The sequence below is a fragment of the Bradyrhizobium sp. LB13.1 genome, assembly GCF_054056815.1.
This window is the reverse complement of record NZ_JBSRYQ010000001.1, coordinates 5,292,581-5,309,610: the sequence shown is the minus strand read 5'-3', so window position 1 is coordinate 5,309,610 and position 17,030 is coordinate 5,292,581. Positions and strand designations below refer to the sequence as shown.

Sequence of the window (17,030 nt, the reverse complement as noted above, 5' to 3'; positions counted from 1 at the left end):
GCTGCCTTTCAGAGTTCTGCGACCTGCAAGGGACGCGATACGGGACGCCGCGCTGTTCTGCGGCACCGCCGATCGGACGCCTCGGTGTAGTACGTCTCGAGCTGCCGGGCGCGGTGGTCGGAGGTGTGATCGGCGATGACCCGCCGCCGCGCGTTGTCTGCGATCGAGCGCCGGTGGTCCTCCGGCATGTCGCGCAGGATTTCAACAACGTCGCGTGGATTCGACGCGAGCAGGATTTCCCGCGAGGGTTCAAAGACAGTTTCGATTCCAGGCCACCGGTCCGAGATGACGGGCGTGCCGCACGCCGCGGCTTCGAACAGCCTGACGCTCGGCGAAAAGCCGAGTGCGCGCATGTCGGCGCGGGTGGCGTTTAGCGTGAAACGCTGCTCCGCGTAGAATGTCGGATGATGCTTGGGTGTGAGATGCTCGATGCGGGCCACATTGGCTGGCCACACCACATCCTCGGGATATTGCGCGCCGGCCACCACGAACTGCTCGGATGACAGAGTGCGAGCGGGGGAGAGCAGCAACTGCTTCAGAACCGGTTGCCGGTCCTCGCTGTAGGTTCCGAGATAGCCCAGTGCCCATTTCTTCTCCGCGCGTTGCGGCGCGTAGATATCGGTGTCCGCACTGCAATACAGAACCCGAGCGAGCGGACTGCCATAGCTCTCTTCGATCATGTCGGGTACTGGGCCGCCGGCAAAGGACAGATAAAGGTCGAAACGCGGGATCATCGCCGCGGAAAGATAGTCCAGGCCCTGATCGAGCTTCGCAAGCGTGACCGGCGTGTCGATGTCGTAGAAGGCGGTAAGCCCTCCGGTATGGGTCGTGACCCATTCGGAGATCGCGATCCCATCGGGCACATAGGAGCCGATGACCACCAGATCAGCGTCTCGGATCATCTTGCCGAAACGCAGCGGGATGTCCTTCAAGGATTGATAAAGCTCGACGGTCCACGCAGAAGGCTTGGTAAGATCGCGGTGCTCACGATACCAGGGGACGTCGCGTTCCAAAAACGTGACGTGGTGACCTCGTCGTGCCAGGGCTTCGATCAGGGCGCGGTAGGTCGTGGCATGGCCGTTGCCCCAGGACGAAGTGACCGAAAGACCAATGACGACGATGGTGAGGTTCATTCTGCTGCCTCGATTCGCGAATTGCTTGCGGCAAAGAGATCGTTGAACTGGCGCGCGCGCCGCCGGTAGGTGTGGTGGCTCAGAATGCGCGCACGAGCGCGTCCTGCGATCGCCTGAGCCCGATCGGGGCGCAGTGCGGCAAGATGCTCTGCGACCTCCGCTCCGCTTGCGGCCACCAGCACCTCGCGATCCGGCTCGAGAAAATGATCGATGCCGTCCCACTGGTCGGTGATGAGGCAGGCTCCGGCGCCGATGGCTTCGAACACGCGTGTCGGCGGCGAGAAGCCGTAACGTGCCATGCTGTCGCGATTGACGTTCAGCGTAGCCAGACCGGAGCCGAAGAACGCGTTGTGGTCGCCGGTCCCGACATGTCCGACCTGCTGTAGATTGGCCGGCGTTTCCTTAGTCTCCCAGCCGGAGCCGCCGAGGACAAATCTCTTGTTGGGCAGTTGGCCCGCAACGTCGAGGAAGAACCTCTCGACGCGCTGCTCGCGATCGGGAAGGCGGTTTGCCAAAAGGCTGAGATCGCAGGTGAAACGTGGATTTGGAGGTGCCGGAAAGTGCGTGGCCGGGTCGAGCGCATTGTAGATCGGCACGCAGCCCCGCGCGCCTATGGAGCGATAAGCGGACACGACTGCATCGCCGCCGCCATAAGTCAAAACTATGTCGTAGGACCGGATCGCGCGGCGCAGATGATGTTCCGGATCGTCCGCCATCGTCTCCAGCGTGGCCGGAGCGTCGACGTCCCAATAGATGCGCGTCGCATTCGACGGAATGTCGGCGAGGGCGTTCTCCAGCTCCTGATCGAAAACGCCGACCCCGCTGGCCTTGATCAGCATGTCAGCCGAGCGGGCAGCTCCCTCGATCGAGCTTCGCCAGCCGTCCGGCGTCGCGGCGTAGACGACCACCCTCGCCCAGTTGGGATCGTCGATGTCGCGGTGGGCCTGGCGCTCGAAAGCGTCGGGCTCGAAGAACGTGATGTCGTGGCCGAGCGCCGCAATCTCCTTCAGCATGCCGCGATAATAGGTGGCGGCACCGTTCCAGTAGGATGAGACAAGGCTGGATCCGAAGAAGCAGATCTTCATGCGGAGGCTCCGATGTATCGTGACGGCTGTGACGAGCGGCCTGAGGCCCGGAGATCCTGCACGATGCTGACAAGCTGCTCCGCGCGGTGACGGCAGGTGTGACGCTCCTTGATCGTCCGCAGGCCGGCCTCCACTGTGGCGGTCCATAACTCGTGGTCGTCGAGGAGCGCACGAAGCGCGCGCTTCATTTCGGTGCCGTCGGCGGCGCTGAGATAGGCGCCTTCCGGGAACAGGCCTTCCGCGTCTGACCAGGGGGCCGAGACCAGTGGAATGCCGCACGCCATCGCCTCGAAGACGCGAATGGTCGGAATGCCCGGAAGCAAGCGGACGTAGGGGCCGCGCGGCACATGGACAGTGGCGCGTGCGCCGGCGAAAGCGATGGGAGCCCAGTGCGCGGGCAGCCACCCGCCATGCCGGATACCTGCCGCCTGAATGGTGTCGAGGGCCGCGTCCGAATAGCGGACGCCATAGACCTCCGCGCGCAGCTTCAGTTCGGCCACCGGTTCAACCAGAAATTCGTTGAGCTCGGCGCTGCGTTCGCCGTCGCCCCAATTGCCGATCCAGACGACATCGTCGGTGCGCTCGACATGCGGCAGCGGATGATACAGGGCGATGTCCGCGGCCTCGTGCCAGGTGAAGGCCCGGTCGGCCCAGCCGAGCTTCAGATAGATCTGACGAAGCACCTCGCCGAAGGCGAGCACACCGTCGAACCCGTCGAGGTCGAATTGCGCAAGCTCGTCAGGTGCGCTGACGGCGCGGTGATGGGTGTCGTGGAACAGCAGCGTGAAGGGAGCGCCATGGGCCCGCCTGTGGCCGATGTCTGCGATCAGATCCGGCGAATTCCATTCGTGGACGACGACGAGATCGGCGCCGTGGAGCGCCAAATCCAGATCAAGGCAGGCGTCATAGCGGCGGATGCCGATGCCGGGAAACAGCACCGGAATGTCCTCCATGGTCTGACTGCCACCCTCGCGGATCGCGTTCAATCGGCTCCAGCCGTCGACCGGCTCGAACACGACGACCTCATGACCGAGCGCATGAAGTTCGCGGGCATAGCCGCGCAGGAAGTGGGCGTTGCCGTTGTTCCAGCAGGAGGTGAAGGCGTGGTAGAACAGGACGCATTTCATGCACGCACCTCGATCTGGCTGACCGGCGCGGTCTCGCGATGGGAAGCGAGCAGGTCATCGTAAAGCCTGAGATAGGCACTCGTCGTCCGGGTCAGGGAATAGCTGAGGGAATGCTCAAAGGCTGCCCGTTGCAGCCGCATCCGCTCGCGATCGTCGGCGCACAGACCTGCGAGCGTTCGATGCAGCGCCTTGCCGTCGGTGGGATCGACGAACAGCGCGGCTCCGGTCCACAATTCCCGGAACGTTGGGATGTCGGACAGGACGAGCGCGCATCCCGCCGCCGCGGCTTCCAGGACCGCGAGCCCAAACGGTTCATAGAAGGCGGGACTTGCGAAGATCGCCGCGTGCTCCATCCGCGCGCGCATGGCGTCGTACGGCAATTGCCCAAGCCAGGTGATACAATGCGATGGGCTGACGGTCGCCGCACCCGCCACCTGGACCGGCCAATCCAGCCCCGGCGCCGCGGCGGCAAGAACCTCGATGTTCTTGGCGCGGTCCCACAGCCGCCCGGCTGCAAGGATCAGCTCCTGCTTACGTCCGAGGGCGCCTCGGGGTGTGATCCCATTCCAGATAACGGCGCCCGGCGATTGAGGATGGTAAATCTGCGCGATCACGTCGTGAAAGGACTGGGTTGGGCATACCCAGGCCTGCGCCTTGTCGAGGGCTGCCGCGACGCGTTCGGCGTAGCTGCGCCATCTCGGCTCGCCCAGCCAAGCCGTATCACGGCAGGCCAGCGCCCAGGAGCCGACGCAGGAATGCGCGACGAGTACCACCGGCGCGTGCCAGTCGAAGGTTGCTTCGCGAAAGCTGTTGAGGTGAATAACGTCCGGCCTGAATTGTGCTTCGAGCTTCGTGAGGGTGCGCCGCGCTCGGGCGAGGTCCTGCCCTTCCGGATCCTGCCATTCCAGCGCGAGGTCCGTTTCGATCAGGTGCACTCGGGAACCGCGCAACATCTCGCGCTGCTCGGCTCGTGCGCGCCGACCCATGGTCACGAGGCCGACATCGGCCCCCGACGCCGCAAGCTGCGATGCGAGAGCGCAGGAATAGGTCCAGACACCCCCGACCGTGTCGGTCGTCATCAGGATCCTGATGTCCGAGCTACGGCTCATGATGCCACCTGCAGTTCGAGAGCCTCGAGCGGAACCGGGCGATCGTTCTGCACGTCGCTGAACTGGTCGAACATCGCGAGATAGTGCCGGTGCGCGCGCTCCCAGGCGAAATCGTCGGGCTCGCCCCACAGCTTTTGATAATCCGGCGAGCCCGGATAGGGATAGAGCGGGACCGGATCGTTGGCCCAGATGCCGGCATCCTGCATCGTGCGGCGCCAGCGCTGCACGATGGGATCATCGTCCTCGGGGACTTCGATCAGGTTGGCCTGCACGAAAGGAACGTGACGGCGCGCTTCGACCAGACGTTCGGCAAGCTGGTCTGTCGTCATCTTGCAGTTCTTGGCAAGCGCAGCACGGCCCTCGACGGTCAGGCTCTCGATCCCCGCCTCTATCGAGACGCAGCCGGCCCCACCGAGCAGAGCCAGCATGTCCGGCTTCCAGAGATCGATGCGGGTCTGCACACCGAACTTCAGCCTGCGTGTGGCCAGCCCATCCAGCAGTTCCGCGTTCGGAAGAAATATCTCGTCGATGAAGTAGACATATTCGATGCCCTGATGGCGCAGGCCGTCGATCTCTTCGAGAACGACGGAGGGGGGCCGCTTGCGGTAAGCGTTGCGGAAATTCTCCTTGGCGCAGAACGTGCAGTTGTACGGACAACCCCTGGAAGACTCGACCTCGGCGCCTGGCGCCTGCGGTTCGGCTTCGAAGCGGTGATGATGATGATGATGCCGCCGGATCATCTCCTCCGGCCACTCGAGCGGCGGCTGATCCCTGAACGCGACGGCCTGCGGGCCGCCATTGACGCGGAGCGATGCGCCATCGGCGAAGCACAAGCCGGGAAAGTCCCGCTCGCCATTGGCAAGACGCAGCAAGGATGCCTCGCACTCGCCCATTACGACGATGTCGGTGCCGAGCTTTCGAAGCGCCGCTTTTGGCACGGTCGAGCCATGGGGGCCCACTGCCACGAGGATCGGAGCCAGGTCGCGCATCGCAATTGCAAGCTCCTGCGGGACGCGGAGCTCGGGAGGGGCGCAGCGCCAGAACAGATAAGTCGGTGCCGTCGTGATGACGATCTGGTCGGGGCCGAACGCGCGCAGCTCGGCTTCGATATCGGCGAGCGAGAGGTCGAACATGTGGGCATCGAGCAGCAGCGTCTTGTGCCCGGCCGCCTTCAGGTAGTGCTCGGAGATCCCGAGTTCGAGCGGAAGGTGAGGAGATCGGCAGCCGAAATAGATGCTGCCGCCAAAATCCCAGTTTGGGTTGATGAGGGCAACACGCGTCATGCCAGCGCCTCGCGGTTGCTCTGTGCCGATCCGAAGCGGCCGTCCAGCCAGGTCTGAAGGGATCGGAGGCCGTCTGCGAGAGATGTCTGAGGCGCCCAGCCGAGCGCGCTGGAGAGGGCGCGCGTGTCGGTCACGTACCAGGGCTGATCGCCGGGCCTCCAATCGGCAAAGCGATATACCACCTTGCGGCCGGTCAGATCGGTGATGCGGTCGATCAATTCCAGCAGACTGATCGCGTTGGCCGGGCCGCCGCCGAGATTGAACACGCGTCCACGGGCGAGCGCGATGCGATCGAGCACGGCGAGCCAGGCCGAGGCCGCGTCCGACACATGAAGCGCATCGCGGACCTGATGGCCGTCGCCATAGATCGTCAGCTCTTTGCTGCGGATGGCGCTCAGCAGGAAATGCGCGATCCAGCCCTGATCCTCGGTGCCGAATTGCCGGGGCCCATAGATGCAGCTCATGCGCAGCACGACGGTCTGGAGGCCGTAGACCCGCGCATAGTCGTGAACGTATTGATCCGCCGTTCCCTTGGAGCATCCATAGGGGCTGTAGAAGTCGAGCGGTGCATTTTCCGAGATGCCGCCGGCCAGCAGACCGCTTGTCGGCGTGTAGCGGCGGCCGGTGAGCGCGATGTCGCCGTCGTCGATCAGGCGTCCGTAGACCTTGTTGGTCGAGGCGAACACGATCGGCGCGGCGCTGTTGTGGAGCCGCACGGCTTCGAGCACATTCAATGTGCCCCGCGCGTTGATCTCGAAATCGGAAGCCGGATCGCTCACGCTGTCGGTGACCGCGACTTGGGCAGCCAAGTGCAGCACGGCGCGGGCTTCACGTACGGCGTCGATCACCGGGATCGGTTCGCGGATGTCGGCCACGGTAATTGTGACTCGGTCGCCATGCCGGGACTTCAGCCATTGCGCGTTCTCACGCACGCCGGCGCGGGCGAGATTGTCCAGTATCAGCACGGGATCGCCGCGTTCCGCGAGCCGGTCGGCGAGGTTGCAGCCGATAAATCCGCAGCCGCCGGTGATCAGCACGGGTCTGTTGTCTCGTTCACTCATCACGCGACCAATCCTCGTTGCTGCAGCTCCTTGGTGGCTCGCTCCGCCTGATCGTCAGCGATCTGGTCGGCGAGATACTCCGCCAGCTCCCGGAGACCGTCCTTGAAGGCGACGTGCGGCTCGAAGCCGAGCAGGTCGCGCGATTTTCCGATGTCGGCGAAGCAGTGCCGGATATCGCCGGCACGATATTTCCGCGTTAACTCGGGCTCGATGTTGCCGCGTCCCATGACTTCGGCGAGATCCTGCGCGACGGAGAGAATGGTGCGGCACTGCCCCGAGCCGACGTTGAAGACCTCCTGGGTGCGATCGGCTTCGAGTGCCATGCGGCAGGCACGGGCGACGTCATGTACATGGACGAAGTCGCGCCGCTGCAGACCATCCTCGAAGACGAGGGGGGGTCGGCCGTTAAGCAGCCGCGCGGCAAAGATGGCGAGCACGCCGGTATAGGGATTGGACAGCGCCTGGCGCGGACCGAACGCATTGAAGAAGCGTAGCGCCACCGTCGGAATGCCATAGGCCTTGCCGGTGATCAGGCACATGCGTTCCTGGGCATATTTGTTGAGTGCGTAGATCGAACTCAGCGAGGGCTGCTTTGTCTCCGGGGTGGCAACGGGATCAAGCGGGCGCCCCGTGATATCGCGCAGCTCCCAATCGCCCCGGCGAAGCTGCTCGATCGGCCGTTCGTCGCAGGCGATGACGCTCTGATCGGCGCTCCGGTAAAGGCCTTCGCCGTAAATGCTCATGGACGAGGCCACCACCAGCCGCTCGACCGGGCGCTTGGACAGTGCCTGCAACAGCACGGCGGTGCCGAGCTCGTTGGTCCTGACATAGGGTTCGATGTCGTACATGCTCTGGCCGACGCCTACCGCGGATGCGAGATGCAGGACCATGTCGGTGCCGCGTAACGCGTGCTCGACCGCGGGAGCGTCGGTGACGTCGCCGACGACGAGCTCCGCCTCTTCGGCAAGATAGGCGGGACGCTGCCGGTTGCCTCCGTGGACCTGCGGCGAGAGATTGTCGAGCAGGCGGACTTCATAGCCGGCCGCCAGCAGCACGTCGGCCGCATGCGATCCGATGAATCCGGCGCCTCCAGTGATCAATACCCGCGTCATTCACCGCTCCGTGCCGCCGTGAGACCGATCCTGCGGGATCAATCCGTGATGAGAATGAAAGCGCGCGCTGCTGTTCTGGTCGGGGCGACCGGCGCGCCAGTCACATTTGGAAGTAGAAGCGATGCAAGGAATGTTCGTTCCTGCGAAACCTACAAACAAACATTTCTCTAACCTGGATCAATAACCCAGGTGAATCGGCCGGCGCTGCGGCTAAAAATGCACGCCACGAATCGGCGCTTGCAGCTCGAGATGTCTTGCGACCGTTGCCCCTATATCGGCAAAGCCGGTGCGTCTGCCGATCGGAGAAGATGACCGCCCGCGCACCGCCAGAATTGGCACTTGTTCGCGGGTGTGATCGGTGCCGCTCCAAGTTGGGTCGCAACCGTGATCGGCCGTGACGATGAGGAGATCATCGTCGCGCACGCGGCTAAGCAGTTCGGGAACGCGGGCATCGAAGGCTTCGAGCGCCGCTGCATATCCCGCGACGTCTCGGCGATGGCCGTACAACGTGTCGAAATCGATGAAGTTGGCGAACAACATCCCACCCTCTGCAAGAGAGGCCAGCCCATCAAGCGTGGCATCGAACAACGCTTCGTTGCCATCGCCCCGCATGTTCCTCCCGGTCCCGCGATGGGCGAAGATGTCGTCGATCTTGCCGATCGTCACGATGTCACGGCCTGCGCTTTCGGCGAGATCGAGGATCGTTCGCTCGGGCGGCGGGACGGAATAATCCTTCCGGTGCACAGTTCGCTTGAAGTGACCTGCTGACGTGCCGACGAATGGCCGGGCGATGACGCGCCCGATGTTCAGGGGATCGACCAGTCGGCGGGCAACGCGGCAGACCTCATAGAGGCGTTCGAGCCCGAATGTCTCCTCATGTGCAGCAATCTGAAACACGCTGTCGGCCGACGTATAACCGATCGGCTCGCCGGTTCTGATGTGACGCTCGCCGAATTCGTCGATGATCTCGGTGCCGGAGGCGTGACAGTTTCCGAGGATGCCGGGCAATCGCGCCTGTTCGCACAGGCGCTCCATCAGGTCGCGCGGGAAGCACGGTTTGGTCCCTTGGAAAATAGCCCCAGTCGAACGGCACCGGCACACCGGCAATCTCCCAATGACCGGATGGCGTGTCCTTGCCCTTCGATATCTCGCTTGCGCAGCCAAAGCGCGAATGCTCCGGACATCCGTCCAGCCCGGGCGGCACGCGCCCGGTTGCGAGACGGCAGGCCTGGCCAAGGCCCAGCGCAACCAGATTGGGAAGCTGAAGCGGTCCTTCCCGCCGCGGACCATCGGCATTGCCGACCCTGCACATCTCAGCGATGTGACCGATGGTATCGGCACCCTCGTCGCCGTAATTGACGGCATCGGGCGCGGCGCCGATCCCAACGGAATCCATCACCAGGATCAGGGCACGCATGTCGGCTCCCGGATGGTCGGACGCGAAGACGCCGCGGAAGGCGCGACCCCTGTTTTCGCGCAATAGCGCTCGACCATCTGCGCGCAGAAATCCGCGAACTCGTTCACGTCGAGCGGCGGGCTGGTGTGATGAGGCTGGATACCCCGGTGCTCCGGCGTGAAGCAGAAGGTCACCGTAACCTGAAACTCGGCCAGCGCGTCCATCTGGCGGTCGAACCAGTCGAGCGCGTTGGGACGAAAGCTGTCGGCCCAGGACAGGCCGGTCCTGAGATGCTGCACGCCCAGCCGGCGCATCCAGCCCACGGCGTCATCGAGGCGGTGGTCCTCGAAATGAAACCACTGGCACAGGCCCATCGCAGGTGCAAAGTTGCGGAACAGCTCCGCCGAGGCTTTCGGTGTTCCGTCCTCGCGCAGCAGGCCCATGTGGAAATGCCGGTAGTAGGAGGAGCCTTCAGCCTCCTTATGCCGGGTCGTGGCCTCCCAGCTCGAAGGCAGATCGTAGAGGCTGTACCAGTGGATGCGCGGAGCGCGGCCGATCAAGAGCTCCGCGGTTCGGGTCAGTCCCCAAGCCTGCACCTCTTCGGCGCCGAAAGACGAGACTCCCACCTCCGTCACCCAGACCGGCAGCGAAGTGACCGCCTTGATCTCCTCGAGCTTGGCCGGCCATTCCGCAATCTGCCACAGGTTCCAGTCGAGCGGAAAGCCGTGCACGGCTACCGCATCGATATGATCGAGTACGCCACGCGCCTGCATATTGCGGATGAACGACGGATCGATCGGCGATATGCCGCCGAGCACACGCGGGAGTGTGGGATGGGCGCTGCGGATCGCCTTTCCGACCGCTAGCCCCAGGTTGGCGAACATGGTCCAGTCCGGATCAATCAGGATGTCCCAGTGCGACTTGTTGTTGGGCTCATTCCAGATCTTGGCGGCTTCGATCATTGGCCGGCCTCCCGCGACGGATAGACAGGACCTTCCGCCTGCGGCCTTGCTACCCGCTTGCAAAGATAGACTTCGTCTTCCGGATGCGCTGCGATCGCAAAGCCGGCGCTGCGCAGCATGGCTTCGGCGCAGGCACGGTTCGGCACCCACCAATTGGTGGGGTCGTCGGCATATTTGTTCTCGATGAAGTGCAGCTTTGGATAGCCCGGCGAATCGAACTGATCGGTGGTCCAGAAGTCGTAGTTCTTGTCGACCGGATCCACGCGGCTGTCGCCGCGCTGCATCGATTGGAACAGCAGGAGATCGCCGGCCACGTGCTCATGGATCAGGTCGAGCGCCAGCAGAGGGTGCCGCAGATGGTAGAGCACCCCCATGAAGATCACGAGGTCGAACTTTTCGCGCAGCTGTCCGACGTCATAGGCTGACATCTTGCGGAATTCGATCCTGAGCCCGTTCACCTCGGCCGCGAAGCGGGCTTGCTCGAGATATTCGTCGTCGGTGTCCAGGCCGAGGACGCGCTCGGCGCCGCGCCGCTTCATCTCCATGGCGTAGAAGCCGGCATTGCAGCCGATATCGAGTACGGTCTTGCCATCGAGACGGTCCGGGATGATCCCGGAGAAGCGTCGCCATTTCACGTTGGGATAGTCGCCGAGAAAGTGTGAAGGCGCTGTCGGTACGCCCTTCAGGTCCAGATTGTGAAACCATGGGCCCGAGCGCATCGACACGCTGGCGGATTTCCTCGCGGGAGAGGGCGCCTCTGCTCATGCGGTCACTCCATTGTTCATTGCCGGGGCTGAGCGGGTTGGCTCGGGCGAACCGCCGGCCAGCAATCGAGAGCGTCCGTTCCCGGTGGAGCTTTCCGCGAGCAACGCCATTGCCGTCCGGTAGCCATCGATGGTGCCTACATCGACATAGGATTCGCCAGCTTTGACGCCGAGCCCCTGGCCGCCGGCCGCGATGTAGGCGTTGACGAGTGTCCCGAAATATTCATCCCGGTGGTCGCGCTTTGTCCACAGCGATTGGAGTTCGCGAAATCCGTTGGCAGACATCTTGAAGGCGCCCCATATCCATTTCGACGCCGCGTCCGGCTGCTTGACCTGGATCTCCGTCACACGATCGCCGTCGAGCACGACCGCATCGAAGAACTCGGGATGTTCGACCGGAAACAGCAGAAACGACAGGTCGGAGGCCGGCAATGCCTGCAAGGCCGCCTTGGGGAACCAGACGGTATCCGGAAGTCCGACGATGACGTCTTCGTCATGGCCGACGACCGTGCCCGCCCTGAACACGGCATCGCACAGCCCCGACGCGTCGGGCTGCACGACGTAGGCGAGCTGGGCGCCGCCATAGTGATCGCCGAAATATTCGAGGATGTCGGATTTGCCGGGGGAGATCACGAAGCAGATCTTGTCAGCACCCCCAAGGATCAGCCGCTCCAGCAAATATTCCGAGACGGCGCACGGACGGTCCATGCCGTCGTCCCGTCGGCTTCCGACCGGAAGCAGTTCCTTGGAGAAGGCGAGCGGCTGGATGCGGCTGCCGCGGCCCGCGGCCGGAACGATGCCCCACATGATCAGGCCTCCTCAGGTTGTTGCCGGCGCGCGCCGAGGGATGCCGCCTGCTCGAGCAGCGAGATCAGTTCGCCTGCGCGCTTGTCGGAGGTGTGCTGATCCATGGTCCGTTCATATGCGCGCGCGGCAATGTGCTGAAGCTCGGCGTCGGCCGTCGTCAACGCAGCAAGCGTGTCCTTTTCATCGCGCGCGATCAGGATCTCGTGCCCGGGCGCAAAGAATTCGTCGATCCCCGGCCAATCGTCGCTGAGTAGTGGGGCCTTGCAGGCAGCAGCCTCGAACAGACGCCCGGACGGGCACCAACCCATCTCCGCCATGGCCCGGCGCGTGACGTTGAGCGTCAGCCGGGACGACGCAAAGAACGACGCGTGCTCTGACGGCGGCAAGTGCTGCACGAAATAGATGTTTGGCGACCAGGGAAAATCTTCCGGGTATTGCGCACCCCCGATCAGGAAGCGCAGATCCTGCCGTGCCCGTGCGGGTTCGACGAAGAGAGCCTCGAGCGCGCGCTGACGATCCTGCGAATATGTGCCGAGATAGGACAGATGCGCACGGTAGTGCGACTGAGACGGGACCGGTCGATGGATGTCAGTGTCGACATGGCCGTAGAGCGGACGGACGTTGCAGGCGCCGAGCCGGTCGCGAAATTCGTTGCAGATGCGGGGACCGCCGGTGAAGCTCAGGACCAAGGCGAAATCTCGCAGGCCGCGCGGCCCGATATAGGGAACGGCGCCGCCGGCCATGAGCTTCGCCAGCGTAACCGGTGTGTCGAGATCATAGAACACGGGCAGCGCGCGACCCTCAGACAGGGTAAGCTCGGTCGCGGCGATCGCGTCGGGACAATAGGAGGTCACGATCGCGACATCGGCATCGCGAAGGTCGCTGCGCGCCAAAGGAAGCACGTCGTCCCAATTCGAGAACAGTCGCAGCTGGCCGCCCGCCAGTTCGTGCAAATCCCGCGCGCTGGCGTAATAGGGCACGTCGCGCTCGAAAAAGACGACGCTGTGCCCGGATCGCGCGAGATGCTTGCAAAGCCCACGCCACAAGGTCGCGTGACCGTTGCCCCAGGAAGAGGAAATTGTCAGGCCGAAGATGACGATCTTCACGCTGGCACCCGCTGATTGATCCCGGTGATCTTGATTCCGCGATTGTCCACGCTGAGGGTGCTGACGCTGCCGGGGTCGATCTCGATCGAGAGGAAGTCGTCGAGCTCTTTCCGGGAATAATACAGCAGCGCCGCGCGGATCGGCTCGGCATGGCTGACGGCGACGACGGTGCCGGGATCGCGGTCGCTGCTCACCAGCTCCAGATGGGCGACAACGCGCTTCTGGAGCGCCCGCATGCTTTCGCCGCCCGGCGGACGGATCGTTCCGCGTTGTTCGTTCCAGAGCGACCATCGGGGATCCGGGGCGAGCGCCTCGAAGGATCGTCCAGTCCATTCGCCATAGTCGAGCTCGTTGAGCGCGGGCACGATCTCGACCGGCAAGCCGAAATGCGCGGCAAGGATACAGGCCGACTGCATGCAGCGCCGTTGCGGGCTCGACTGTATCAATGTTGGTCGCGGTGAGATGCTTTCGGCACATCGCGCCATTTCTTCGCAACCGGGATCATCGAGCTCTACGCCCTTCATCCGGCCACATAGCGTCAGGCCGAGGAGGGCGTGATGCCCGTGGCGGATCAGATGAATGATCTTCGCCATCAGATATACGCCTTGTCGTCGATGAACGCGCGCGTTCGCCGTCCGGCTTCATCGTCCGTGAACTGCTGCGGCGGCGACTTCATGAAATAGCTCGATGGGCCCGTCAGCGCGCCGGCCTGCCCGCGGTCCATGGCGAGCTTGGCGCAGCGGACCGCGTCGATCACGACACCTGCCGAATTCGGGGAGTCCCAGACCTCGAGCTTGACTTCCGCGCTCAAGGGCACACCGCCGAACGTCGTGCCCTCCAGGCGGATAAAGGCCAGCTTGCGGTCGGTCAGCCACGGCACATGGTCGCTCGGACCGACATGAATATTATCGGCATCCATGGGCACGTCGAACTGGCTGGTCACGGCCTGGGTCTTGGAGATTTTCTTCGAGGTCAGCCGCTCGCGCTCGAGCATGTTCTTGAAATCGGTGTTGCCGCCGACATTGAGCTGGTAGGTGCGATCGAGCCGCACGCCGCGGTCGCGGAAGAGATTGGCGAGCACGCGGTGCAGAATCGTGGCGCCGACCTGGCTCTTGATGTCGTCGCCGACGATCGGCAGGCCTGCATCCTCGAAACGCCGCCGCCAGTCGGGATTCGAGGCAATGAAGACCGGGATGCAATTGACGTAGCCGCAGCCGGCCTCGATCGCGCGCGCGGCATAAAATTCGCTTGCGTGCTGCGAGCCGACGGGAAGATAGGACACCAGCACGTCCGTGCGCGACGTCGCGAGCACATCGGAGATGTCGGCTTCCGGAACATCCGCAATCGGAATGTCCTCCTTCAAATAGCGACCGATGCCGTCCATGATTGGGCCGCGCTGGACGACGACGCCGGTCTGCGCAACGTCGGAAAAGCGATGCGTGTTGTTCGGTGCTGCGAAGATCGCCTCGGCGACGTCTCGTCCGACCTTGCCGGCATGGACGTCGAAGGCCGACGCCACCTGGATGTCGCTGATATGATAGCCGCCGAGATCGGCGTTCATCAGGCCGGGCACCGGCTCGTTCGACTTGGCCTCCCGGTAGTAGGAGAGCCCCTGAACGAAGGAGCTCGCACAATTGCCGACACCGACGATGCCGACGCGCACGCGCCGCCTGTCCTGAAGACGAGAATGCATGGATCGAAGCCCTCCGGAAGACATGCAGTGTTGACGTAAGTACGTCGGCGAACGTGAGGAACGTATGTTCGTTCCTGAACTCACGGCACTATGTCCGCCTCACGTCAGATTTCGGCCGGAAAAAATTCGCGCGCTTAACCTGGGATAAAATCGCGGGCAGTTTGGAGGGAACGAAGAGCTTCCAGGATGAAGATGAAGAAGATGATGCTCTCGAGAGAGTCCGACATACGAAAGAACAAATCCTCGCGCCCGGCGTTCACGGCGAAACAGTCTGACGCGAGGGCCGATCCATCGCTCGCTCCTTGTCAGCAATCGAGGTGTCACATGTCATCCAAATGTCATCCAAACACAAACCAGCGAAGCCCAGCAGACCACCAGCCACGACGTCATCCGGAAATGGGCGGAGGAGCGCGGTGGAAAGCCCGCGACGGTCAAGGCTACGGAGGAGGACGGACACGCCGGCATCCTGCGCATCGATTTCGATCCGCCCGACGAAGGGCTCGACCGGATCGGCTGGGACGAATTCTTCACCAAATTCGACGAGGCCGGCATTGCCTTCCTCCACCAGGACCAGACCAAGGACGGTAAACCGAGCCGCTTTCACAAATTCGTGCGACGTTGATCGGATCACCGCGAGTGTCGGGCGGTTGGACGGAGGCGATGCGGGCAGGCGACTTCGAACGCGCCTGGGCGATCAACGACCGCGATCTGGCGATGCTTGCGTATCCACCAAAGCACACCGGGCCGCGTCACCTCCAGCGGATCTGGCGCGGCGAGGACCTGACGGGCAAGCATGTGCTCGTCCGCTGCTACCATGGGCTTGGCGACACCATTCAGTTCCTGCGCTTCATGCGACCGCTTCGCGATATCGCGCGCAGCGTCACGGTCTGGTGCCAGAGCGAGCTTCTGCCGCTGGTCCAGCGAGCGGCTGGCGTCGATCGTGCCTTTGCGCTCCACGACGGTGCGCCGGACGTCGACTTCGAGGTCGATATCGAGATTATGGAGGTTCCGCATGCCATAAAGGCGAGGCGTGAGCACGTCGAAATGCGCGCACCTTACGTATCACTGCCACCGGCGGTCGAGCCAACGCTTCCGCATGAGCGAGGTCTTGCCGTCGGCCTGGTTTGGGAAGTCGGCAATTGGGACAAGCGAAGGACCGTTCCGCTCGCGCTGTTGGGGCATCTTGCCGTTCCCGGCGTAACGCTCTGCTCGCTGCAGCGCGGAGCCCGGACGTGCGAACTGGCAGAGATCGGCGCGAGGGACGTCAGTACGCCTGACGTTACGGTTCTCGGTCATCACCTCCGGCGGCTCGATCTCCTCATTTGCGTCGACACCATGGTAGCCCAACCTCGCGGGGGCGCTCGGACGTGACGCGTGGGTGATGTTGCATGCGGACTGCGACTGGCGCTGGCCGTCAGCTGGATCTCACTCCTTCTGGTATCCCAGCCTGCGATTGTTTCATCAGAGGACCCCGGGCGATTGGGATTTGGTCCTTGCAGAGGCACGCAAGGCATTGGTTGCGCGCTCCCGAGGTGTTCAAGGCGTCCGAGGTGTTCAAGGCGTCGTTTGACAACGCGTCGTCTGAAAAAGCTCAAACGAGCGCAACCTCCGCCGTAAGCGGCCTGAGATGCGACGACGCATCCTCATGGCTGGGTCGAATCCCCAGATAAGTCGGATCGAAACTTGCGAGCCGCACGAGTGCCGGCCAGTCCGTGATCATGACCGTCTTACCCTGCCATTGCAGAAGGTTGCATCGTCGCAGTTCCTGAATGGTGCGATTGGCGTGGACAGGGGAGATGCTGCACGCTGCGGCAAGGTCCGATTGGGTGAAGGGTGATGGCAGTCTGAAATCTCTGGCAAGGCCGACGCTTTGCAGGCGCGCGGTGATCTCGCACAGCAGATGCGCCACGCGCGTCAATGCATCGCGGCTACCCAGGTTCACTGTCCAGTTGCGCTGAATGGCGTGATCGGTGAGCAGCATCAGCAGCAATGCGCGGGACATAGCGGGCGAACGCGCGGACAGATCGTGAAAGAAGCGATGTGGCACGAGAGCGACGATGGCCGGGCCGAGCGCGATCAGGTTGCCGTCAACGCGAGGGCGATGAAGCGTGTGTAGATTGGCGATGTCACCGGGAACATGGATTGACGTGATCTGCCCGTCCGCGCTCTCTGCGTCCTGCCAGGACAGATATCCCTGGAGCAGCAGACAGCACTGGGTGGCATCGTCGCCATGCCGCAGAACGGTCTGACGCGAACCTAGATGGGCAATTGTGCTTGCCATGTCCGCGAGCAGGTGGAGATCGTCGGCAGTTACTGGAGCGAGGCTCGCCAGCCGGTCGGCGAGCTTGGAGAACGCAAATCCTGCCTGCATTGGTGGTCCGATAACCCCAAA

Annotated in this window: 15 protein-coding genes and 2 pseudogenes; 2 read left to right on the top strand and 15 right to left on the bottom strand. The window is 63.3% G+C overall.

All coding sequences use genetic code 11. The annotated features are described in order from the left end of the window. Positions 1-8 precede the first annotated feature (8 nt). The 14 genes and pseudogenes from ACVWYI_RS25550 to ACVWYI_RS25485 form a co-directional block, all read right to left on the bottom strand. Positions 9-1,133 carry a CgeB family protein gene (locus tag ACVWYI_RS25550; RefSeq protein ID WP_247446019.1) on the bottom strand — a complete coding sequence of 375 codons (1,125 nt, stop codon included), beginning with the start codon at positions 1,131-1,133 and terminating at the stop codon, positions 9-11. After that, positions 1,130-2,218 (bottom strand): CgeB family protein, encoded by a 1,089-nt coding sequence (locus ACVWYI_RS25545; protein WP_456663512.1) that lies wholly within the window; start codon positions 2,216-2,218, stop codon positions 1,130-1,132. Before ACVWYI_RS25545 ends, ACVWYI_RS25550 begins: the two co-directional genes overlap by 4 nt. After that, the gene (locus tag ACVWYI_RS25540) at positions 2,215-3,345 is read right to left on the bottom strand and encodes a CgeB family protein (RefSeq protein ID WP_456663511.1); all 1,131 of its coding nucleotides are present in this window, start codon (positions 3,343-3,345) and stop codon (positions 2,215-2,217) included. Before ACVWYI_RS25540 ends, ACVWYI_RS25545 begins: the two co-directional genes overlap by 4 nt. Then, positions 3,342-4,454: a glycosyltransferase family 4 protein gene (locus ACVWYI_RS25535; RefSeq protein ID WP_456663510.1), complete on the bottom strand. Its 1,113-nt coding sequence runs from the start codon at positions 4,452-4,454 to the stop codon at positions 3,342-3,344. The genes ACVWYI_RS25540 and ACVWYI_RS25535 overlap by 4 nt, the downstream gene beginning before the upstream one ends. After that, positions 4,451-5,737 (bottom strand): TIGR04295 family B12-binding domain-containing radical SAM protein, encoded by a 1,287-nt coding sequence (locus ACVWYI_RS25530; protein ID WP_456663509.1) that lies wholly within the window; start codon positions 5,735-5,737, stop codon positions 4,451-4,453. Before ACVWYI_RS25530 ends, ACVWYI_RS25535 begins: the two co-directional genes overlap by 4 nt. Then, positions 5,734-6,798, bottom strand: coding sequence for a GDP-mannose 4,6-dehydratase (locus ACVWYI_RS25525; protein WP_456663508.1), 1,065 nt, complete (start codon positions 6,796-6,798; stop codon positions 5,734-5,736). Before ACVWYI_RS25525 ends, ACVWYI_RS25530 begins: the two co-directional genes overlap by 4 nt. Further along, positions 6,798-7,910, bottom strand: a complete 1,113-nt coding sequence (locus ACVWYI_RS25520) for an NAD-dependent epimerase/dehydratase family protein (protein ID WP_247350325.1) — start codon at positions 7,908-7,910, stop codon at positions 6,798-6,800. Before ACVWYI_RS25520 ends, ACVWYI_RS25525 begins: the two co-directional genes overlap by 1 nt. 210 nt (positions 7,911-8,120) lie before the next feature. Further along, a pseudogene (locus ACVWYI_RS25515) lies at positions 8,121-9,327 on the bottom strand (phosphopentomutase). After that, positions 9,315-10,268 (bottom strand): beta-xylosidase, encoded by a 954-nt coding sequence (locus tag ACVWYI_RS25510; RefSeq protein ID WP_456663507.1) that lies wholly within the window; start codon positions 10,266-10,268, stop codon positions 9,315-9,317. Before ACVWYI_RS25510 ends, ACVWYI_RS25515 begins: the two are co-directional and overlap by 13 nt. Continuing rightward, positions 10,265-11,033 (bottom strand): annotated as a pseudogene (locus ACVWYI_RS25505) (TIGR04290 family methyltransferase). The gene ACVWYI_RS25510 and the pseudogene ACVWYI_RS25505 overlap by 4 nt, the downstream one beginning before the upstream one ends. Further along, positions 11,030-11,839, bottom strand: a complete 810-nt coding sequence (locus ACVWYI_RS25500) for a nucleotidyltransferase family protein (protein WP_456663506.1) — start codon at positions 11,837-11,839, stop codon at positions 11,030-11,032. The pseudogene ACVWYI_RS25505 and the gene ACVWYI_RS25500 overlap by 4 nt, the downstream one beginning before the upstream one ends. A gap of 2 nt (positions 11,840-11,841) precedes the next feature. Further along, positions 11,842-12,945 carry a CgeB family protein gene (locus tag ACVWYI_RS25495; RefSeq protein ID WP_247350310.1) on the bottom strand — a complete coding sequence of 368 codons (1,104 nt, stop codon included), beginning with the start codon at positions 12,943-12,945 and terminating at the stop codon, positions 11,842-11,844. Beyond that, entirely contained in the window at positions 12,942-13,538 is a 597-nt protein-coding gene (locus tag ACVWYI_RS25490) for a histidine phosphatase family protein (RefSeq protein ID WP_456663505.1), read from the bottom strand. The genes ACVWYI_RS25495 and ACVWYI_RS25490 overlap by 4 nt, the downstream gene beginning before the upstream one ends. Next, the gene (locus ACVWYI_RS25485) at positions 13,538-14,638 is read right to left on the bottom strand and encodes an inositol-3-phosphate synthase (protein WP_456663504.1); all 1,101 of its coding nucleotides are present in this window, start codon (positions 14,636-14,638) and stop codon (positions 13,538-13,540) included. The genes ACVWYI_RS25490 and ACVWYI_RS25485 overlap by 1 nt, the downstream gene beginning before the upstream one ends. 340 nt (positions 14,639-14,978) lie before the next feature. Here ACVWYI_RS25485 and ACVWYI_RS25480 point away from each other — a divergent pair, with 340 nt between their 5' ends. Continuing rightward, positions 14,979-15,260 (top strand): hypothetical protein, encoded by a 282-nt coding sequence (locus ACVWYI_RS25480; RefSeq protein ID WP_456664575.1) that lies wholly within the window; start codon positions 14,979-14,981, stop codon positions 15,258-15,260. 38 nt (positions 15,261-15,298) lie between these two features. After that, positions 15,299-16,009 carry a hypothetical protein gene (locus ACVWYI_RS25475; RefSeq protein ID WP_456663503.1) on the top strand — a complete coding sequence of 237 codons (711 nt, stop codon included), beginning with the start codon at positions 15,299-15,301 and terminating at the stop codon, positions 16,007-16,009. Between the two features lie 220 nt (positions 16,010-16,229). Here the strand turns inward: ACVWYI_RS25475 and ACVWYI_RS25470 are convergent, their stop codons facing one another. Further along, positions 16,230-17,009: a Crp/Fnr family transcriptional regulator gene (locus ACVWYI_RS25470; protein WP_354050897.1), complete on the bottom strand. Its 780-nt coding sequence runs from the start codon at positions 17,007-17,009 to the stop codon at positions 16,230-16,232. Positions 17,010-17,030: the final 21 nt, after the last annotated feature.